General features: G+C 59.4%; 17 protein-coding genes and 1 tRNA gene. 7 read left to right on the top strand and 11 right to left on the bottom strand.

Annotated elements, in window-relative coordinates:
• Window positions 1–12: 12 nt before the first annotated feature.
• The 3 genes from NW851_RS00605 to NW851_RS00595 all read right to left on the bottom strand — a co-directional run bounded on the left by NW851_RS00605 (window position 13) and on the right by NW851_RS00595 (window position 5,392).
• On the bottom strand, window positions 13–528 hold the full coding sequence (locus NW851_RS00605) for a class I SAM-dependent methyltransferase (protein ID WP_414336546.1): 516 nt from the start codon (window positions 526–528) through the stop codon (window positions 13–15).
• 15 nt (window positions 529–543) lie between these two features.
• Window positions 544–3,492 carry a tetratricopeptide repeat protein gene (locus NW851_RS00600; protein WP_414336544.1) on the bottom strand — a complete coding sequence of 983 codons (2,949 nt, stop codon included), beginning with the start codon at window positions 3,490–3,492 and terminating at the stop codon, window positions 544–546.
• Window positions 3,493–3,637: 145 nt separating this feature from the next.
• Window positions 3,638–5,392: an Ig-like domain-containing protein gene (locus tag NW851_RS00595; RefSeq protein WP_414336542.1), complete on the bottom strand. Its 1,755-nt coding sequence runs from the start codon at window positions 5,390–5,392 to the stop codon at window positions 3,638–3,640.
• Window positions 5,393–5,859: 467 nt separating this feature from the next.
• On the opposite strand from NW851_RS00595, the gene NW851_RS00590 reads away from it, so the two are divergent.
• The 5 genes from NW851_RS00590 (at window position 5,860) to gatA (ending at window position 9,236) form a co-directional block, all read left to right on the top strand.
• Window positions 5,860–6,159: a ferredoxin gene (locus NW851_RS00590; protein WP_414336541.1), complete on the top strand. Its 300-nt coding sequence runs from the start codon at window positions 5,860–5,862 to the stop codon at window positions 6,157–6,159.
• 249 nt (window positions 6,160–6,408) lie between these two features.
• A complete protein-coding gene (locus NW851_RS00585) occupies window positions 6,409–7,077 on the top strand; it encodes a Uma2 family endonuclease (protein ID WP_414336539.1) in 669 nt (222 codons plus the stop codon).
• A tRNA-Ala gene (locus tag NW851_RS00580) sits at window positions 7,068–7,140 on the top strand. Before NW851_RS00585 ends, NW851_RS00580 begins: the two co-directional genes overlap by 10 nt.
• Window positions 7,141–7,221: 81 nt before the next feature.
• Window positions 7,222–7,539 carry a hypothetical protein gene (locus tag NW851_RS00575; RefSeq protein ID WP_414336537.1) on the top strand — a complete coding sequence of 106 codons (318 nt, stop codon included), beginning with the start codon at window positions 7,222–7,224 and terminating at the stop codon, window positions 7,537–7,539.
• Between the two features lie 182 nt (window positions 7,540–7,721).
• Window positions 7,722–9,236, top strand: coding sequence for an Asp-tRNA(Asn)/Glu-tRNA(Gln) amidotransferase subunit GatA (gatA, locus tag NW851_RS00570; protein ID WP_414336535.1), 1,515 nt, complete (start codon window positions 7,722–7,724; stop codon window positions 9,234–9,236).
• Between the two features lie 11 nt (window positions 9,237–9,247).
• On the opposite strand, the gene psb28 is transcribed toward gatA, so the two are convergent.
• From psb28 to NW851_RS00545, 5 genes are all read right to left on the bottom strand, one after another.
• Window positions 9,248–9,562 carry a photosystem II reaction center protein Psb28 gene (psb28, locus tag NW851_RS00565; protein WP_414335669.1) on the bottom strand — a complete coding sequence of 105 codons (315 nt, stop codon included), beginning with the start codon at window positions 9,560–9,562 and terminating at the stop codon, window positions 9,248–9,250.
• Between the two features lie 232 nt (window positions 9,563–9,794).
• Window positions 9,795–10,961, bottom strand: coding sequence for a glycerate kinase (locus NW851_RS00560; protein WP_414336533.1), 1,167 nt, complete (start codon window positions 10,959–10,961; stop codon window positions 9,795–9,797).
• 35 nt (window positions 10,962–10,996) lie between these two features.
• Window positions 10,997–11,545, bottom strand: coding sequence for a hypothetical protein (locus NW851_RS00555; protein ID WP_414336531.1), 549 nt, complete (start codon window positions 11,543–11,545; stop codon window positions 10,997–10,999).
• Entirely contained in the window at window positions 11,532–11,918 is a 387-nt protein-coding gene (locus NW851_RS00550) for a thioesterase family protein (protein ID WP_414335664.1), read from the bottom strand. The genes NW851_RS00555 and NW851_RS00550 overlap by 14 nt, the downstream gene beginning before the upstream one ends.
• Before the next feature lie 18 nt (window positions 11,919–11,936).
• Window positions 11,937–13,451 carry a hypothetical protein gene (locus NW851_RS00545; RefSeq protein WP_414336530.1) on the bottom strand — a complete coding sequence of 505 codons (1,515 nt, stop codon included), beginning with the start codon at window positions 13,449–13,451 and terminating at the stop codon, window positions 11,937–11,939.
• Between the two features lie 121 nt (window positions 13,452–13,572).
• On the opposite strand from NW851_RS00545, the gene NW851_RS00540 reads away from it, so the two are divergent.
• On the top strand, window positions 13,573–15,708 hold the full coding sequence (locus NW851_RS00540; protein WP_414336528.1) for a tetratricopeptide repeat protein: 2,136 nt from the start codon (window positions 13,573–13,575) through the stop codon (window positions 15,706–15,708).
• Between the two features lie 411 nt (window positions 15,709–16,119).
• Here the strand turns inward: NW851_RS00540 and pyk are convergent, their stop codons facing one another.
• Window positions 16,120–17,991: a pyruvate kinase gene (gene pyk, locus NW851_RS00535; protein WP_414336145.1), complete on the bottom strand. Its 1,872-nt coding sequence runs from the start codon at window positions 17,989–17,991 to the stop codon at window positions 16,120–16,122.
• A gap of 169 nt (window positions 17,992–18,160) precedes the next feature.
• Between pyk and NW851_RS00530 the strand changes: the two genes are divergently transcribed.
• The gene (locus NW851_RS00530; RefSeq protein ID WP_414336143.1) at window positions 18,161–18,403 is read left to right on the top strand and encodes a hypothetical protein; all 243 of its coding nucleotides are present in this window, start codon (window positions 18,161–18,163) and stop codon (window positions 18,401–18,403) included.
• 342 nt (window positions 18,404–18,745) lie between these two features.
• Here the strand turns inward: NW851_RS00530 and NW851_RS00525 are convergent, their stop codons facing one another.
• Window positions 18,746–19,492: a GvpL/GvpF family gas vesicle protein gene (locus tag NW851_RS00525; RefSeq protein ID WP_414336049.1), complete on the bottom strand. Its 747-nt coding sequence runs from the start codon at window positions 19,490–19,492 to the stop codon at window positions 18,746–18,748.
• Window positions 19,470–20,591: a sugar phosphate nucleotidyltransferase gene (locus NW851_RS00520; protein ID WP_414336050.1), complete on the bottom strand. Its 1,122-nt coding sequence runs from the start codon at window positions 20,589–20,591 to the stop codon at window positions 19,470–19,472. The genes NW851_RS00525 and NW851_RS00520 overlap by 23 nt, the downstream gene beginning before the upstream one ends.
• Window positions 20,592–20,773 lie beyond the last annotated feature (182 nt).

The raw sequence follows: 20,773 nt of genomic DNA, 5'->3' as shown, positions 1-20,773 counted from the left end.
CCTTTCTTCACTTCACTCCTTGTGAGCGATTACATTTAGACTGATAAGCTCATTGCAGTAAACAATTGTGCTTGCGTCATTAAACATACCGAACTGATCTACTTGGACGATGAAGTCAAAGCCAACAGTTTTGAGTAAATGAGTTAAATTCTCAATGGTATATCCATATTTATGAAAGTCATACTGATCGACCTGGCCACCATAGAACATACTAATGATGTACACCAGTTGATCATAGGAAAGATCGTCCTTTAGAAGAACTCTAGATAGCGCTTTTAGGTTGGGCACAGAGATATATAATCTTCCTCCTTTCTTCAGTACCCGATACCACTCTGTCAAAGCTACCTTTGCCTCTCGATAATCAAAGTGCTCAAGAACATGTGAGGCGTATATCTGATCTACGCTTTCACTTCCAAATAAGCTGAGGTCAATTGCGTTTGCGACGTAGTCGACTTCAGGCGAGGGCAAAACGTCAAGTATTTTCCAGTCAGGATGTGGCTCTCTACCACCAATATGTAGATTAAACATGCTTACCCATTGCTCCTAGCTAACCATCTTAGTAAGTTTAGCCAAGTTTGGATGCTTGCGAAACTTAAATGGCAAATCTGTGAACCTAATTCTACCTTTCCTATCTTGGCAGTACTGTTCCCATATCTGGGTATATGCCTTCTCTAAAAAAGCTGTAAATCTCTTTCCGTCAAGAAGGGGAGACAAATAGAGACGCTCTCGCATAGTCCTTCTCATCCAGACCAGAAGCTCTGTATCTTCGGACAGCGTTGAGGCAATACGAACATAATCTTCCTCTGTCTGTGCAATTAGCTCTGGCAAGTCTACTGTTTTTAAGATTGACACACCAACTCTGGAGACATGTGCTGAGCCCTCCAGCGTTATTACCGGAACTCCCATCCATAATGTCTCACAGGTTGTCGTTGTTCCGTTGTAGGGGAACGGATCTAGGGCAATGTCCACCTCTCCATAGGCTGCGTAGTGCTCAGCAAAGCCCTGTCTACCATATTCAAGCTTGACTCGCTCTTCCGAAATGCCGTGGCTTCCAATTCTTTGCAGGAAGATCTTACAGGTGCTCTCATCTCTATACCGCTGATTCTTTAAGTGTAAAACTGAGTTGGGTACCGCCTTTAGTATCGTTGCCCACAACTTAATTACTCGGGGGGTAATTTTGGAAGGGTTGTTGCAGCACCCAAAGGTGATAAAGCCATTCTTAACCACAGGTGGATCCGTGACCTCAGGTGCCTCCCGAGAAGGCTTATAGCAGAGAAAGCTATGGGGCATTCTTATCAGCTTCTCGGTATTCAAGCCATCAGTTACGTCATAGGGATCTGCGAAGCTGTCCGTTATTCTATAGTCCACGACGGTCATACCGGTGGTGTCAGGATAGCCGAGGTAGGTAACTTGTACAGGTGCAGGACGGAGAGCCATTACGTGTACTCTTGTACCGCCAGTGTGCCCGCTTAGATCCACCAGAATATCAATTTGATCTTCTCTGATTAGCGTTGCAACTTTCTCGTCGCTTAGTTTACTGATATCTCTCCATCCTGTCGCCCATGCAGAGAGCTGCTCAGTTACCATGTCAGGTTGATCAACATTTGAGTAGCAATAAATCTGGTAGTTTTCTTGATTGTGGTTATCATAGATTGAACTCATGAAAAAGTGTACCGAATGCAATCGAAAATCACCTGACAGGTAGCCGATCTTAAGTGGCCTTTGAGTGGTTCGCGAGTTTGTGTAGGGCTTCCAGTAACTTTGATATCGGCTTTGGTAGCGAATACCCCACCGTTGATGCTCCAAGAATGTTTCTAGAGGATCAAAGTTCTCTGAGTAATGCGAGACCATAAGGATATTTGACATCGCACCCGCAAAGTCAGGAGCGATCTCGAGAGCTTTCCTATAGCTAGCCAGTGCTTCACGTAATCTGCATTGCTCTAGATAAGCACCGCCTAGATTTTGGTAAGCCACGGCGAAGTTTGGCTTTCTTTCAATGGCCAGTAGATAATTATCTATGGCCTCCTGAGTTCGGGATAGCTTGGCCAGGGTCAAGCCTTTGTAGAAGTATGCATCAGCTAATTCAGGCTTGAGCCTTATGGCCTCCTGTAGATGTTCTAAAGCATCATCGTACTTTTTCTGCTCAAAGAGTCTAGCTCCGATGTTGCAGTAAACTTCTGCAAAGTCTGGGGAAAGCTCCGCAGCTCTATGAAAAGCAAACTCTGCTTCCTCTTTCTTCCCCAATAACTGGTAGGCAAGACCCAAGTTATTGTAGGCTCGGGCAGATGTTGGATCTAGGTTAATTGCTTGTTCAAGGCATCGAACTGCCTTTTCACCCATAGCAAGATCTAAGTAGTAGCATCCCAGGCTATGCCAATACTCTGATTCCCCTGGATTTAGCTCAATAGCAAGACATATATGATGCTTGGCTAGGTGCAACCGCTTTTCTGTCCTGTAAAGAACACCCAGATTGTGGTGAGCTTCGGCGTACCCTGGATCCAAAGAAATGGCGACTTGAAAGCAATCTCTTGCAGCTTGAATAGCTTGGTATCGATCCTCAAGATTTTTTCTGCTTTCTAGATTTAGCTCCTGAACGGCTATCTCTGTTGCAGCTTGGGGTTGGATCTTTCGGCTCAGAGCTGCCCCTAGATTGTTATAAGCCTTTGCATAGTTCGGATTGATCTCTATAGCCTTCTTATAGTGCTCCATCTCTTTATCTTCTTGGCCGACCTCACCGTATACTCTACCCAGGTTCAAGTGAGTGACAGCAGAGGGCTCGATCATCAAAGCTTTCTGAAAAGCAGTGATTGAGTCTTCATAGTGTCCCAGTTCTACTAGCAATAAACCTAGTTTGTTTTGCAAGTCGGCACTAGTCGAAAATAGGGGCTCTATTTGCTTTGCGTGTCGAATGGCTTGATCCTTATCTCCAGATAGAGAAAAGGCATCAATTAACTGAAGATGAGCTTCAAGGTAGTCTGGCTGATCCTTTACTGCTTTCTTTAGGATGCCGATAGCACTATTTACCTGGCCTAACTTTAGCAGTACCTGTCCAAGAAAGTATGCTGCCTCAAACTGTTGCGGATCCAGCTCCAGAACCTTCAGAAAAGCTTTCTCTGCTTCATCCCAGCGCTCAAGCTGGATAAGGGCCAGACCTAAGTTAAAGTTTGCATTAAGGCTTTCTGGATCTATTTGGATGGCTTGTTGATAGCACTCTATTGCCCTTTCGGGTCGGTTTAGCTTCTCGTAAGCCACACCCAAGTTAGTGTAAAGCGATGCCGACCTTTGACCAAGGCTGACACACCTTTCCAGCCATTCCACAGATTTGACGTATTGTTCCTGCTGATAGGCCAGTATGCCCAAATACTGAATGGCATCAGGCTGGTTAGGCTCTAAGCTTAAGATCTCCAGGTAGCATTTCTCAGCTTGATCCAGCTCACCCGAGCGATGATGGCGAAATGCTCGCTCTAGGAGCTCTTGAATCTCGGTTCTCATATCTCCAAGCCTTGACTGCAACGATTCTATCAGATGAATTTGTAGATTTAGCGGCCTAGGAAAATGGGCAGGCTCTCAAGACCTGCCCACTTCCTGTATTTGGCCGCTCCTGGACTACAGAGGCAGCCTAGATTTAGAGGCGCCGCTAGCGCGGGATGGAGAAAGTGATATCCAGACGCGGACCACGAGCAGTGGTGATGGGCGAACCACCCGTGCCCGTAGCCGGCTCGCGGTCGAACTCGGCGCGGCAGACCCCGTTGGCTCCCTGGCTGATTTCGAAGCCAGCATTGGGAGCAGTGCGGGTGAAGGGCGTCACCGTAGTGGTGGCAGAGGCCGTGACCGAGCCGGTGACCGTCACCGTTTCGGAGCGGGTTTCAGAGCCAACGACCGTGCCTGTGGCCGCAAAGGTCACCGTTGCGCTGGCTACCGAGGTAAAGCCAAGGCCCGCTGTAATAAATTGAGAGGCAGTGAAGGTAGCAGTGCCAGTGACACTAAAGGTAAAGGATTCAGTGTCAGTTGCAGTTCGAGTTTGAGTACCCTCTCCTTGTGTTACTATTACTGTCCTTGATGCCGTAGCCACGCCAGAGACAGTGCCAGTGGCCGAGAAGGACTGTGTAAACGGCGTCGTCACCGCACCGGTGATGGTGTTGGATACCGTGGCACTCGCTGCACCCGTAACGACAAACGTCTGCGTCGCCGTCACGTTGAAACGCTGCGTCGCCGTCACAATCCCCGTCGTCGTCACCGACGTCGTTCCCGTAGTCACCAAAAAGACCGGAGCTGCCTGGTTGTTCCACACTTCCTTGGCGCACTGCAGCCGCACCTGGTAGAAGCGCGTGCCCGACACCGACCGCTGCACACCCGGCTGCACATCCGCCGTCCGCGGCCCCGCCGACACATCCCCACCCAACACGTTGCCGTTGATGCTCAACGCAATGAAGCTGGGCGTGGAAGCCGGCGCAAAAAAGTCGCTGGAAACCACGTTGTCGCGCGCACCCAGGTTGACTTCCTGGAACACCACGTTGTTGGCCGGCAGGTTGTGCGGCGTCGGATCCAGGAAGAAAAAGCCGCGCCCCCTATCGCCAAAGTTTCCAATCTCCGCCGAGTCGTTGGAGGGCAACTGCACCAGCGTCAACTGCGCAGATTGCACCGCGGCGTTGGACGGAATGCTGTCGGGAATCGAGAAGGAGAGCACCGCACGGTAGTCGGTGTAAACCCCCACCGGCAGGTTCTCCGCTACCCCACTGCGGCGAATGCCATACCCCACCGGCACCACGTTCGGGCTGGAGAATACCTGCCCGTTGGGCGTCACCGCCGCCAGTTGTGTCGGCAGCAAGCTAACCGGGCCGCCAGTAGCCGCCACGTTGCCGGTGGTGAAGGTGGCCACAAAGTCTTCGGCCAGGCTGCGGCCCGAAGCAAACAGATCCGGCACCGCCCGCGAAATGGTGACCCGATAGACAGAGTCGTTGCTCAGGGGTGTGCGGAAGGTGACGGTGACTTGGGTGCGGTCGGAGTTGAAGGCCAGATCCCGAGGCGGGACAGCTCCGGCTTGGGGCGCCACCGAGGTGATGCTCAGGGCTTGAGCCAAGGGAGCCTCGCGCACCGGCTCGCTGAAGCGAATGGTAATCGAGGTGGTGATGGCAACGTTGGTGGAGCCATCCGAGGGGCTGATGCTGATAACACGTCCCACCGGCGTAGGCGTGGGAGTAGGGGTGGGAGGTGCTGGCGGCGGAGCCGGGGGAGCCGGAGGAGCCGGCGGGGGCGGGGGCGGTACGGGCACCGACGTGCCGGAGCTATCTTCGCCGCAACCGGTGAGCAGCATGGGCAGCAGCACCACCGTCGATGCCAGAGACAGAGACCCCAGTGACTTGAGCAGCCACTTGTGCATTGTTCCGTTCATGTTTCTCCTCTTAACCAAAAAGTAGGGTTCGGCTGAACACTTCCCTCACATTACCCGATCGGCTCGCTCAGGGCAACCTAAGCCTTCTGAGAAATGGCCAATCGAGGGGAGACGCAGACACGCCAGTTTGGTGGCTAGCCTGTTTACTCTGCTAATCATACAGGCAGATGCGGCAGCTTTGGCAAGAGTTATCGACTTTTTCCGGGCCAATGGGGAGTGATCTGGGTCACAGACGATAGCATGAGCTTGCCTGTGGCTACTGCTTCGTACAACTCTGCTCCATAGGCTGGGTTGAGGCTTGGCCGAGGGAGGTGAGACGTGGCCGGAATCTTTGCCCAGCAAGGTTTTCTCGGATCCAACTCTAAAAAACCGGGAGATCTACCTATTTCTCTGAAAAATGGTGCTTGATCCGGGGCAGAAGGGTGGCAGGATGAGGAGTGGATGTTTTTTCTGGAGACCCAACCAGGATGGCTACCTACAAGGTCACTCTGATCAACGAAGAGCGAGGCTTGAACGTCACCATCGATGTGCCGGATGACGAGTACATTTTGGATGTGGCGGAGGAGCAAGGGATCGAGCTGCCCTATTCCTGCCGCGCCGGGGCCTGTTCGACCTGTGCCGGCAAGCTGGTGAGCGGCACGGTGGATCAAAGCGATCAATCCTTCCTGGATGACGATCAGATCGAGCAGGGCTATGTGTTAACCTGCGTGGCCTACCCTACTTCTGACTGCACCATCATCACCCATCAAGAAGAGGCGCTGTACTGAGTGAGGCCCTCACCCCCGATCCCTCACCCCCATCCCCTCTCCCTGGGGGGACGACCCTCACCCCCATCCCCTCTCCCTGGGGGAGAGGGGTTTTTTGTTTTGGGTGCTCCTTTCCGGCAGCCTCAAGCGCTCCGCGCCACCGCAGGCGACTACTCCCGACTCCTCTCCCAGCCCTCACCCCCGGCCCCTCTCCCTCAGGGAGCAGCCCCTCACCCCCATCCCCTCTCCCTCAGGGAGAGGGGGGTTAGGATGGCAGCAGAGTGGCTTTTGGAGGCGGCTGTGGCTTTGACAATAGGATCCGTTCCTGGATCGACAACGGCTCGCCTGAGTTTGGCAGAGTACCTTCAGTATTCCGATGGCGGCGATACCCGCTATGAGCTGGTGGCGGGGGAGTTGGTGCCGATGGCCCTTCCAACCGGACGGCACGGTCAGATTGTGGATTTCCTCAATACCGCTTTTCGATCTGAGATCCGGCGCCAGGGGCTGCCGTGGACTTCTCAGCCGATGGCTATCGGGATCCAGTCGCCGCGGGGCAACCGCTGGGATACGGTGCGGATCCCGGATGTGGTGGTGCTGCTTCTGCAGCAGTGGCAGGAGATGGGATCCCGAGAGGCTCTGATTCGGCTGGAGGATCCGCCGCCGCTGCTGGTGGTGGAGGTGGTGAGCGAATCGAGCCGAGCGGCGGACTACCGGGCCAAACGGGCGGAATACTGCGTTTTGGGCATCGGTGAGTATTGGATTGTGGATCCTTTGGAAGAGAAGGTGAGCCTGCTGCTGTTGCACGAGGGCTGGTACGACCTGCTGGAGCTGAAGGGATCCGAGCGGGTGCCCTCGAAGGTTTTTGCAGGGCTGGAGCTGCAGGCGGGGGAGATCTTGGCGGCGGACTTGGGTTATTCTGGTAAAGCTACGGGGAGTTAGCTCAGTTGGTAGAGCGCTGCGATCGCACCGCAGAGGTCAGGGATTCGAGTTCCCTACTCTCCATTGCCCTCACCCCCGGCCCCTCTCCCTGAGGGAGAGGGGAGTTGGTGGTAGGATCTTGGCATCCTCTCGCTCTAGTTGATAATGACTCCGGAACAAGAAGAGTGGCTGATCCGCGCTGTTCAAGAGCTGCAAGCGGCCCAGCAGGAGCTACGTCTTGTCCAACAAAATCAGCAGCTTCTGATTCAAGAACTGCGAGAAGGGCAGGCAATGCTGGCTCAGTTTTTTCGCGAGTCCATGGATCGCTTTGATGCGCGCACTCGAGCTATTGAGCGCCGCACGGATGCCCTGGAACGGCGCACCGAGGCCTTGGAACGCCGCACCGACGAGATGGCTCAAGAGATGAGGGAGATGCGGCAGGAGATTCGAGATCTGCGCCGCGATTTTTTGGAACGGCGGTAGGCCCAAGCGCTCCGCACCGCTCACGCGACCACCCCCGGCCCCTCTCCCTGAGGGAGCAGCCCCTCACCCCCGGCCCCTCTCCCTGAGGGAGAGGGGAGTTAGTAGGGATCCGTGCTGGATTAATCTGGAGAGAACTTTGACGTTGCTCGATCGGCCTTTCCCTTCCTTAGCGAGTTTGCCATATGTCTGTTATCCGTGCCCTGCACCGCCAGTTGGTGAGCAAAGAGCGCTCGGCCGAGGAGATCGCGCGCGAATACCTGGAGCGCCTGCACCAACTGGAGCCGCAGCTTAAGAGCTTTATTACTGTCACCGAGGAGCTGGCGCTGCAACAGGCTAGGGCGGTGGATGCCCGCATTCGCGCCGGGGAGGCGATTGGTCCGCTGGCCGGGATCCCGTTGGCTGTGAAAGATAACCTCTGCACCCAAGGGATCCGCACCACCTGCGCTTCTCGGATGCTGGAGGGGTTTGTGCCGCCCTATGAATCGACGGTGACGGCGCGGCTGGCGGCAGCCGGCATGGTGATGGTGGGCAAGACCAACCTGGACGAGTTTGCCATGGGCAGCTCCACGGAAAACTCGGCCTTCCAGCGCACCGCCAACCCCTGGGATCTGACGCGGGTGCCAGGGGGATCCTCAGGCGGATCGGCGGCGGCGGTGGCGGCAGACCAGGCGGTGGTGGCCTTGGGATCGGATACAGGAGGATCCATCCGCCAGCCGGCGGCCTTCTGTGGCGTGGTTGGCCTCAAGCCCACCTACGGGCTGGTGTCGCGCTATGGGCTGGTGGCCTTTGCCTCTTCTCTGGATCAGGTGGGGCCGTTTGGGCGCACCGTGGAGGATGTGGCCCTGCTGCTGCAGGGGATTGCCGGCCACGACCCCATGGACTCCACCAGCCTTAGGGTGGAGATCCCGGACTATAGCCAGGCTTTGATCCCCGATATCAAAGGCTTCAAGATTGGCGTGATCCGCGACCTGCTGGGGGAAGGGTGTGGGGAAGAGACCCGCGCGGCTGTGCAAGCGGCCATCCAACACCTGCAGGAGCTGGGGGCGGAGATCCTGGAGATCGACTGCCCCAGCTTTCGCTACGGCCTGGCCACCTACTACATCATTGCCCCTTCGGAAGCTTCTTCCAATCTGGCCCGCTACGACGGCGTCAAGTACGGCCTGCGGGAACCTGCCGACTCGCTCTTGGCTATGTATGGCAAGACCCGCGCCCGCGGCTTTGGGCCGGAGGTGAAGCGGCGCATCATGATCGGCACTTATGCCCTCTCTGCCGGCTACTACGATGCCTACTACCTCAAGGCCCAGAAGGTGCGCACCTTGATCAAGCAAGATTTTCTGCGGGCCTTCGAGAAGGTGGATGTGTTGGTCAGCCCTACCACCCCCACGCCGGCCTTCAAAAGCGGCGAGCGGGAGAATCCCTTGAGCATGTACCTGTGCGACCTGATGACGATCCCAGTCAATCTGGCGGGCTTGCCGGGGCTAAGCCTGCCCTGTGGCTTTGCCGATGGGCTGCCGATTGGCTTGCAAATCGTGGGCAACGCCCTGCAAGAGAGCAAGGTGCTGCGGGTGGCCTATGCCTACGAGCAAAGCACCGACTGGCACCAGCGACGGCCCCCACTGGAGCAGCCTTCGATTGAAAAGACCCAGGGATCTGCCCCCGTCCAGCCCGGCAAAGGGAGCAAAAAAGCCAAAAGCTGAGGATCCAGCAGCTAGGCAATGCCCATCTGGTTGGCCGCCGAGAAGCGCTCCATAAAGCGCAGGAAGCGATCCCACTCGGCTTCTGTTTCCATGTCGTAGATCACTTCCAGGGCCTTGAATTCTCCGTTTAGGAACTTGGCCTTGATGTTGCGGGTGGTCAGCTCCCCTTCTTCGTCGATCATCCGCATGCCGAGGATGTTTTGCGTGTCGGACTTCAGCTCCTCGAAGCGAAAAATGGCGGATCCCCGCTTGCCGGTTTTGGATTTCAGCAGCCGTACTTGGGTGGGCACTTCTGGAATGCCGGGAGAAAATTCGATACTGACCATGATGCTTAAAAAAATAACCGATTCAGGCCATTATAGTTGTTCCAGATACGATTAAGACACTTTGCCGCTAGCGGCCCAAACGCTCCGCGCCGCTCACGCGACCACCCCCAGCCCCTCTCCCTGGGGGAGCAGCCCCTCACCCCCAGCCCCTCTCCCTGGGGGAGAGGGGAGCTGGAGAGCAACGGACAGGCTGTTCCATAATCTTTTGCAATGACTATGTGATGAGCGGATCCTAGGCTAGAAACTTTTTCAACTCGCAAGCGGCCATCTGTTCCAAGTGGTGGCTGGCCTGACGCTGGGCTTCGGTCACATCCGGGATCCGGTCGCAGAGGGCAGCAACTCCAATTGGCAAAGGTCGGGCGGCCAAGTCGGCCCGGGCTGCCGGGGTGGCCTGGCCACAGAGAATCAGCAGGGGCTTCTGGGCTGCCATGGCCAGCTCCAGCACCACTCCTACCACTTTGCCCATGCTGCTCTGTTCGTCAAGGCGGCCCTCGCCGGTCACCACCAGGTCACAGCGGTGGATGCGCTCCGCCAGAGCCAAGTGCTGGGCCAGCAAGTGGATCCCCGACTCCAGGGTGGCGCCTAAAAAAGCCACCAATCCTGCCCCTAGCCCGCCGGCGGCGCCGGCCCCTGGGATCCCGTCCACAGTCCGGCCCAGGTCGCGCTCCACCACTCTGGCCCACTGCTGCAGTGCCTGCTCCAACTGCCTTACTTGCTGGGGAGTGGCGCCCTTCTGGGGGGCGAAGACGGCAGCCGCCCCCAACGGGCCGGTGAGGGGGTTCTGCACATCGCAGAGGCCGCGGATGCACTTGCCCAGCCAGACAGGCTGCTCGGGCGGCTCGATGCGCGCCAGGCGGGCCAGCTCCCCTCCCCCCCAGCCAATGGGATCCCCGGCCTCATCCAGGAGGCGATAGCCCAAGGCCTGCGCCATCCCTGCGCCCGCATCGACGGTGGCGGATCCGCCCAGCCCTATCCAGATCTCGGCAATGGGATCCCGGCAGACGGCCCGCAACAGCTCCCCCAAGCCATAGGTGGTGGTGCGGGTGGGATCCCGCCGCTGTGGGGGCACCAAGGTCAGGCCGGCCACCTGGGCTACTTCCAGCAGCGCCCGCTCGCCCGCCACCCCGTATTCGGCCCAGACGGGATACCCCAGCGGGCCGGTGACCCACAGCCCTCGTTTTTCTCCCCCCAGCGCCGGCAGCAGCACCTCTAGGGTGCCCTCGCCCCCATCGGCCAGAGGGAGCAGCTCCACCGCGGCCTGGGGCAACACTTGTTGGATCCCGCGGGCCATGCTCGCTGCCGCTTCCGTGGCCGTCAGGGATCCCTTGAAGCTATCCGGGCAGACCAAAATCCGCCGGGGCGCGCGCGGATCCCATTCCTTTTGTCCCCAATTCGACATAACCCAAAGTTTGGCTCGGCGAGGCTGTTCCAGCGCTAATTGTCCGGGATCCTTTCCCAGAGGGCCAGCCGCCCCAGTTTCAAGGCCGGCCCCAGCACCCGCCAGGGACGAAAGCGAACCACCAGGGATCCCTGTCCGCGCCAGCCGCTGCGGGCGAAGGTAAGGCGCAGATGTTGGGCCAACGGGGGGGGCAGAGCGGCGATCAACCCTAGGCATTGCCCCGTCAAGGCCGGGTCGGCAAAGCCGATTTCTAGGCCACCTTGCCAGGACTGGATCTGGATCCCCTTGGCCAACTGCTTCAGAAGGGGCCAGAAGCGAGGCCAGTCGGCAAAGGAGAGACGGCAGCCCACCCGGGCCGGCCAATGCCCGCGAACGCAGAGGGATCCGCAGCGCCATTCCCACCCCCGACGGCTGCCCCGCAGAGCCAAGCCCCCCCACCCGCGCCATTTCCAGCTCCAGGCGAGGGGGCCTTGCCAAGGCTTGCGGTAGCGTAGCAGGAGCTGTTGTGGCCAGAACAGAAACAGCCCCAACCCAGTGACCAGCAGCAGCCCTGCCAGGTACTTGATGATCTCAAGCCAGCCCATAGCGGGCCAGAAAATGGGGCAAATCGACTACCTGACAGGTGTAGGATCCCTGCATCACCAGCCGCCCCTGCTGCGTGATCTCCACCTGAAACTGAACGCGCCTTCCCACCACTTGCACAACCTCAACCTGAAGGTGTAGAGGATCCCCCACCACAGCTGCTGAGCAGTGTTCTAGGACAAAGCGGATCCCGACTGCCGCTTCTTCCCCCTCGTAAAAAGGCTGCAAGGTGTTGTGGCCACATCGCTCGATCAGCGCCAACAGAGCTGGGGATCCGATCACCCTCACGCCGGGGTTGCCCAGGGCCTCAGCCGTCTGCTCGGGGCCGGGGATCCCTTGCCAGGTGCCACGGGTGCCGAGGGGAAGGAGTTTCACAACCCTAGAACCTCAACGCTAGCGGGACGCTGTTCTGGACTGCCACCAGCGCCAGCCCTGCCCAAGCAAAAGGAACAGAGCCAGGATCCCAACGCTGGCCGCCAGCACCAGGGCCCGCTCCAGGCGGGTGGCATAGAACCCCGTCACCGTCCAGTTGCGGCTGAGGTTGGATCCGAGGATGGCGAGCGTGGCCAGGCCCAAAGCTTGGATCCCCGTCCAAGTCGCCCTTCTCCCTTCTTGGTTCAAGGCTATGGGCCGCAGCGCCGCCAAGATCAAGGCGGTGATCAAGGCTGCCAGCAAGAAAGCTGCTTGCGGCTGGGCATGGACGAAATAGCCCACCCCCAGCGGCAGGAGCAGGCTGCCCAGCGTCAGGCCGACCCCGGTTTGCAGGGGTTTGTCCAGCCCGTGCAGCCAGTAAAGAAGCGCAGCCAAGGCCATGGCCGCCATGCCCAAGTAGAGCGCCGCCGATACGTAGGGCTGGGTGAGGTCGATCCCGGCCACCTGCAGGTTGAACTGGTGCAGCAGGTTTTGCAGCAGGGGTCGGGCCGACAAAAACAGGGCGGCCATCGCCCCCCAGCGGCTGGGAAAAGCCAGACACCCCAGCCCCAGCAGCGCCGCCCCGTAGGATCCCCCCAGCCGCAACGCCAGCAGCGCCCCACCGCCTACCAGCGTCAGGCTCACACAGGCCCGCCAGAGCAAGGCCTCTTTCCCCTCGGGTGCCGGGATCCTGCTCTCCAAAGCCAGTAGAGCCCACGAGAGCAACACCCCCGCCCCGTACAGCAGCGCCCAAAAGGGATCCTGGTACAGCCCGTTGCGCACCAGAGCCAGGGCCAGCGCCGTCGCCACCAGCCATCCCACACCGTGCCCCAGGGCCGACAGCAGCCGGTTGGATTCCACCTCGCTGTCGGGTGAGGACTCTGTCCCGCTGGCGCGAACGGGAACAGTCAACAGGGGCAGGGTGCCCGCCACTAGGCTGAGGGCGGCCAGACCAACAGGTAACAACACCGGCCAAGGGAGATCTGGCAGAGATTCCGCTCCCATCTCCATAAGGCGGGATCCCCAGGTGAGGGCAGCGATGCCGCTCCAGCCCTGGGCCAGGCCCATCAGCACAGACAGCATCTCTTCTTCAGCCAAGCAGCCCAGCAACGGGATCCCCACCAAGCCCATCCCCAGGCCGCAGCCCCACAACAGCAGGGAAAAAGCAGCTCCCGCCTCAGATCCCTCGAAGGCGCCGCCGGCTACACCCTGCCAGGTGGCCAAGCTGAGCAGCAGCACCGCCAGCCCCTGCCCGGCCCGCCCACAGCCGCCCAAGCCCAGCAGCCCCAGTCCCACCAGCCCTCCCAACAGCAGGGCCAGCGGAACCGGTTCCGGCAACTGTCCCAGCCCCGCCCCCAGCGCCGCCAAGGCCGCCAGGCCCAGTCCCATTGCCGGCTGCCAACGGCGCAGGGATCCCCAGCGGCGATAGCGAATCGCTTCCAACAGCAGAACCACCAAGCCAATCGCTGCGGCAATCGCCAGCACTCCGCTTGCCATCTCCCCCTCCTGACCAACCCTTCCTCAACTATCGCCGATCTTGCAGCCGGGGAAGAGGCAGTGCTCGGGCCGCCGAGGCGATGGCAAAGATAAGCTGGAAAAGAGCAGCGAGCAGGCGTTCATGTCTTCCGAGCATTACAAGTTTGACCTTTTCTTGCGCTACCACCGAGAGCAGGCGCGGTGGGCGCGGCAACTGGCCGAGCGGCTGGATCGGGAGGGGTTCAAGGTCTGGTTTGACCGCTGGATGCTGCAGCCGGGAGACGACCGCCGGCTGGAGCTGCAACTGGCCATCGAACAATGCCGCTGGATCGGGGTGGTGGCCTCGCCGGAGTTTGTTGCCGATCCCTGGCCTAGAGATGAGCTCTACAGCGGCTTCTCCCACGCTCCGCCCCGACAGAACCAGCGCCTGCTGACGCTGCTCCACACGCCCGCCGAGCTGCCCCGCCCCCTGGCAGAAGCACCGCTGCTGGATTTTAGCGGCTCTGAGGAAGATCCGGTGCTGTTTGAGTACCGGGCCCGGGAGCTGATGCACTTTTTGGATCCCAGCTTCCCCACCCCTGGAGATCTGCAGCGATTTCGGCTGCAATACCGCCGCCGCGAGGAACCTCCTGAAGATGAGGAAGTGCGGGGGTTCCAAGCTTTCCTACGAGCCATTCAGCTAGCCATCCTGCGCATTGCCACCGGCGAAATGCCCTCTGCCACACCGGAGGAAGGAGCACGCAAGATTGCCATTTTGCAATTTCTTCAGCGCCTGTTCCAGTGGAACAGCGCCGATATTCAATTCGATCGGGCCGAGGAGTGGCGCAAGCGGGGCAACCTAACCGAAGCCCTGGCCGCCTACGACCGCGCTTTGAACATGGATCCCAACTTCGCCCTGGCCTGGAGCCGCCGCGGCGATGTGCTGGTGCAGTTGGCCCGCTACCGCGAGGCGGTGGATAGCTACAACGGATCCCTGAGCATCAACCCCTACGACGAGGAGACGCGGCTGCGCCTGGCCCTGATTCTGGGGCGCCTGGGCCAGTACAAAGCGGCGGTGGTCAACTACGACAAGGTGCTGGAGAGCAACCCGGAGGACGCCCTGGCCTGGCACAACCGCGGCATTCGCCTCATGCAACTGAAGCGGCCCAAGCTGGCCCTCAACAGCCTGAACAAGGCGCTGCGCTACAACCCCCAACAGCCCCGCACCTGGCTGGCGCGTGGGATCGTGTTGCGGCGGCTGCGGCGGCCCAGCTCGGCGGCGGCCAGCTTTGCTCGGGTTTTGAAGCTCAACCCCAGAAGTGGCCGGGTCTGGCGCTACCAAGGTAATGCCCTGTTCCACTGCCAGCGGCTGCGCTCGGCCATCGAGTGTTACAAGCGCTCGCTGCGGCTGCGCCGCCGGGATCCCATTACGCTCCACAACCTAGGGGTGGCTCTGCTGCGCCTGGGGCAGTATCGGCTGGCCAGCAAAGCCCTGGAACGTGCCCTGCGCTACGACGCCGACAACCCCAAAAGCTGGTACGCCCGCGGCGTGGCCTTCCAGAAATTGGGCTACCTAAAGGAGGCTTGCATCCACTTCGAGGAAGCCCTGAAAATCCGGCCAAAGGACTTCCCGGCTCGCTATGCCCTGGCGGTGGCCCAGCAGGAGCTGGGGCAATACGAGGCCAGCCTGGAGCAGTTCCGGAGCTTGGTGCAGCAGCGTCCTGGCAGCTTTGCCTGCTGGTTTGGCCAGATCACCAGCCTGCGCCGCCTGGGCCGATTGGAAGAAGCCCTTGCCGCCGCCCAAGAGATGACCCGCCTCAACGAACGGGATCCCTGGGGCTGGTTTGCCTTGGGCCTGGTCTATGGCGACCTGGGGGATGCAGAGAAAGCGGCGCAAGCCTACTCGCGCGTCCTGGAGCTCACCCCAGAAGACGCGGTGGCCCTCAACAACCGCGCCTGGGAAGCCCTGAAGCTGGGAAAGTTAGAGCTGGCCCTGGCCGACGCCCAACGGGCTACGCAACTGGAGCCGCAGCGGCCCGCCTTTTGGCATACCTTGGGGTTGATCCAACTACAGGCCGGCCAGCGGGAAGCGGCCCAGGCCAGTTTGCAGCGCTGCCTGGAGCTGGATCCCCAGTTTCAGCCGGCCCAAGCTGCATCCGGCTTGCCGACGGGCATGCCCACCGAAGATAGGGGGACAAAGTCCTTGGAAAGCCCCGCCGCCGAGATGGGATCCCCCTTGCCGGAGCTGGAAACCCTCACCCCTCAACCAGAGCCCCAGCCGCTAGACCGCAGCTCCTGAGCGGATCCCCTTGGCCTGCTCCCATCAGCGCGGCGCGGGCTTCCCAACCTACTTAGAGACAACCCGCACCTGCCCACCACAAAACCGTCAGGAATATAGTCGTTTCAGACAAGATTAAGACACTTTGCCGCTGCCCAAGCGCTCCGCGCCGCTCACGCGACCACCCCCAGCCCCTCTCCCACCCTCACCCCCGGCCCCTCTCCCTGAGGTACCCTCACCCCCGGCCCCTCTCCCTGAGGGAGAGGGGAGTTAGGGATAGCGATCGGCGCTGTTGGTGTGAAGGCGCCGGCGTTGCGTAGCAATAACGATGTAGAGAAACGTTTCGTTGCTATGGCGTAGCCTGCTTTTGAGAACCGCCAGAGGGATCCCGACGCTCACTTTTGGGTAGAGCGCGGGACTGATGGCTCTCCCTCAAAAGCCCAGGCCATCTGCTCCCGAAGTCACGATGCCTTTTTCTGCGTCCAGAGTGACGATGGATCCATCCCGGATGAGGCGTGTGGCATCCTTGACCCCCACCAGCACCGGCACCCCCAGCCGCAGGCCGATGACCGCCGCATGGGAGGAAGCTCCCTCTTCTTCGGTGATCACTCCGGCTGCCTGTTTGATGGCCTCCACATAGTTGGCGTCGGTAGACTGCGCAACCAAGATGTCGCCGGCGGTGATTTTGCCGGCATCGAGGCTGGATCTCAAGATGCGGGCCGGGCCGCTGACGGTGCCTTTGCCAAACCCTTTGCCCTGGGCCACCACCGCTTTCACCACATCGACCTTGATCAGATCGGTGGATCCCGCAACACCGGGCAGGGTTCCTGCGCTGAGCACCACCAAGTCGCCATCTTTGAGCAAGCCATCTTCCTGGGCCAAGCTAATGGCCGCTTGAAAGGTCTGGCGGGTTGTGGCCAAATCCATCACCAACAGCGGATGTACCCCCCAAACCAACTGCAGCCGCCGTGCTACTTCCACGTGGGGAGTTACGGCCAGGATGGGAGTGCGCGGGCGAAACTTGGAGACATTGCGAGCAGTGGCCCCCGTTTTGGTCAGGGTCATCACGGCTACGGCATCCAGCTCCTGGGCGATCTCCCCCACGGCGCGGCTGATCGAGTCGGTGATCAGGGTTTTGGGCCGCGTTCCAGCAGGACTGGCGCCATTGCTGTTGCCGTTGTTTTGGCTCAGCTCCTGCAGGGCAAGGGCGCGAATGCGTTGCCGTCGGTCGGCGTAGGTCAAGTCAAAGTAATCTCGCTCGGTGCGCACGGCAATGCGGGCCATGGTTGCTACTGCCTCGACGGGGTATTTGCCCACCGCCGTCTCGTTGGAGAGCATGACGGCATCGGTACCATCCAAGATGGCGTTGGCCACATCGGAGATCTCGGCACGGGTAGGTCGGGGGCTGTGAACCATGCTGTCCAGCATTTGGGTGGCAGTGATCACCGGGATCCCCAGAGAGTTGGCCAGGGCGATCACCCGCTTCTGTAGGATCGGCACCTCTTCCGCGGGCAGTTCCACCCCCAGATCGCCCCGCGCCACCATCACACCGTCGCTGAGAGCCAAAATCTGGGGCAGTTGCTGGATGGCCTCATGTTTCTCGATCTTGACGATGATGGGTACCCGCTTGTCGGCTGAGCCCGCAGAAGGCCTCTTGGCCGAGGCGATGAGCTCGCGCAACTCCAGCACGTCAGAGGGATCCCGCACAAAACTGAGGGCCACCCAATCCACGCCTTGGTTGAGGCCGAAGTAGAGATCTTCTTTGTCCTTTTGGGTCACGGCGCGGATGCTCAGGCGCACGCCGGGAAAGTTGACCCCTTTGCTGTTGGAGAGAGTCCCCCCGACAATGGTGCGGCAGAAGAGTTCTCCCGCCGCAGGATCCACGGCTTCCACCCGCATCTCCACTCGACCGTCATCGATGAGGATCGTCGCTCCTTCGGGCACTTCTTGGGCCAGCTTGTCGTAGGTGACCCAACTGCGCTCTTGGGATCCCAAGACAGGCTTGCTGGTCAACACAAAGGGATCCCCGGCTTTGAGGGTGATGGAGCCTTCGGCGAACTTGCCCAAGCGGATTTTCGGCCCCTGCAGGTCTTGCAAAATGGCGACCTGGATGCCCAGATCCATCGCGGTTTGGCGGATGAGGCGAATGCTGCGGCGGTGTAGCTCGTGATCCCCATGGGAAAAGTTGAGGCGAAGGGTGGTTGCCCCTTGCAGGATCATCTCCCTGAGAATGGCCGGATTTGAGCTGGCAGGGCCGATGGTGGCGACAATTTTGGTGCGTCGAAAAGAATCGCTCAAATGCATAGCAATCTTTCCAAGGGAGAGCAGCCCGGATCCTTTCCCCACACAGGGATCTGTCTGATACGATAACCCGTTCTGTCTTTTTTGAGGCCCCGCTTTTTTGAAGTTCCCGACGAGAGAGGATGGGAAAATAGGCAAAGCACAGTGTAGAGACCCGATCTGGAGTCGAGCGATGCCGGTTGCCCCTGAATATGCTTTCCCCTTCGAGCACCATCAGAAGTTCTCTCTGGATAACCCCACCATCTCTAGCCCAGGGGTTTCTAAGCGCGAATACATAGCCAGCAAGGTGTTACAGGGTATCCTGAGCAATCCCCAGACCCCCGTTGGCGATTTGTCTCCTGAGCAACGGCAAGCCTTGGCCTATACGGCGGTGTTGTTGGCGGATGACTTGTTGGCGGCTCTCGGCGCTCAGTAGAGGGGTTCTTAAGATTGCAGCGGGGTTATCCTCTCTGGTTGAGGTTTAGGCCGCAGGGGGGGTCACAGATGCTGCTACATAACAAGGATCCCTGCTTGAGCCCATCCATGAACCCCCTCACCCCCGGCCCCTCTCCCACCCTCACCCCCAGCCTCTCTCCCTGAGGGATCCCCTCACCCCCAGCCCCTCTCCCTGAGGGATCCCCTCACCCCCAGCCCCTCTCCCTGAGGGAGAGGGGAGTTAGAGCGGCGCGTTGGCGACAGCGTTGCGGAGCAATAACGAGGTAACCAACCGTTCCATCGCCATTGGACTGGATTGAATGACCATAAAACAGAAAACATGTCAAAGCTTGACGAAATTGTAAGGAGCGGTGAAGTTGTTGTAGCGAATGCGCAGCCGCCCCTGAAAGGTCTGGTCTAGCTCCTCCACTTTTTGGGCAAAAGCCGGCTCATCTTCCCAGTTGATCAAAAATGAGCCGTTGTAGGCCATGTTCTCCGTGAGCAGATCGCCTTCCACGCGGTCGCTGGCCAGGGGGCTGAGGGCCGCCGTGAAGGTTTGGGCGATGCGCTGACGCCGCTGCTCCAAAAGCTGCTCCAGAGCCCGTCCGATCTCGACTACCGCATCCAGACCCAAAGGGGCGCCGACCATCTCGTCCCGCCGGGCTTTCAGGGCGGGGTTTTCCTCCAGCCCCAATTGGAGCTCTTGCTGGGGATCCCAGAAGACCTTTACCCCCACCTCCCGTTTGCCCTCTAGGCGCTGCAGCAGGGTCAGCAGATCGGCCAGGCGCGGTTTGACCAGATCCTGCTCCACCTGATCCCAACTGCTCACCACCAGGCCAAATTGCAACGGCAGCAGGGCGCGGTGTCCCTCGTTCATCACGGTTTCTAGGACGGCTTCGTGGGCCAGCAGATTGGCCCGGCTGGCCAAGTAGCGCTCCTGGCGGGCCTGGGAATAGAGAAAGGCCAAAGATCCCAGCACGTGAACCCCCACCGGCTGCTTGTCCAGACCCACCACATTCAGGTGGCGCGGGCCGGGGGCAGCAACGATCCCGTAGAGATAGAGGGCGCTATTGGGATTTGCCGTTGCCATGGCTGCGGGCATCTCCGATCAACCAGGTGAGGTTGGACTCTTCCGTGTCGATGGCATTGCCATCGGAGGAAATGCAGTAGCGACCCATCACCATCTGGTGGCGCAGCGTCACTCCTGCGGCGATTTGGGTGTAGTTAAAGATGAGGCTGCCATCCAGCGTACACCCTTCGTTCAACACACAGCCGTAGCCAATGGCCGTGGGGCCGATGAGCTTTACCCCATCCGCCAGGTAGGTGCTGGCCCCGATGTACACCGGTGGCTCAATGTGGATGCGATCCCAGTTGGCGCGGATGTTGATCCCTGTCCAGACGCCGGGCCGAATCTGGATCCCGGGCACCTTGACGCCTTTGATCTCGCCGCGCAGCACCTTCTGTACTGCCAGCCAGTAGTCATGGGTACGGCCAATGTCCACCCACTGGAAGTCGGCCTTGAGGCCGTAGAAGGGGGCGCCGGCTTTCACCAAGGCGGGGAAGAGATCGCTGCCGATGTCATAGGGGCAGCCGGGGGGGATGTAGTCCAGGACTTCTGGCTCGAACACGTAGATGCCGGTGTTGATGGTGTTGCTGAGGGCCTCTTCCTGCCTGGGCTTTTCTTGGAAGGCGGTGACCCGGCCCGTCTCATCAGTTACCACCACTCCGTAGCTGGAGACTTGGCTGGGATCCACCTCTCGCAACACCACCGTGGCCAATGCCCCCTTAGATTTGTGAAAGTTGACCACCTGGGTTAGGTTGAGGTCGATTAGCGCATCGCCGCAGAGCACCACGAAGGTGCTGTCAAAAAAGCCGGAGAAATCCTGGATCTTGCGCATGCCACCGGCGGATCCCAGGGGTTCGGCCACCGGCTGGCCGTTCTCGAAGTGGCCCTCGAAGGAAAAGCCGATGTGTACTCCCCATTGCTGGCCATCGCGAAAGTAGTCTTCGATCTGGTGAGCGAGGTGGCTGGTGTTGATCATGATCTGGTCGAAGCCATGTTCCCGCAGCAGCTCCACCAAGAACTCCATGACCGGCTTGTGCAGAATCGGGATCATCGGCTTGGGCATCATGTAGGTGATGGGCCGTACCCGTGTCCCTTTGCCGGCTGCCAGGATCATGGCTTTCATGCCGTCCTCTCTCCTCCGGGTTCATCGTGTTTTTATCATCCCAGGATCTGCGTTCTGGAAAACATCTGCCGAGTCTACCTCGCCGGCAAGAGGTCAGTTCCCTACAATTGAGGACGCAGGATCCCTGGTATCCACTTTCCTTCTTTAACTAAGCAGCATTCCCACTGCCCTTGTCCTTTTGC

The sequence above is a fragment of the Synechococcus sp. H55.7 genome (assembly GCF_047462395.1).
Taxonomy (GTDB): domain Bacteria; phylum Cyanobacteriota; class Cyanobacteriia; order Thermostichales; family Thermostichaceae; genus Thermostichus.
Note: the sequence above shows the minus strand (reverse complement) of the source record. Positions and strands in the feature narration are given on the sequence as shown.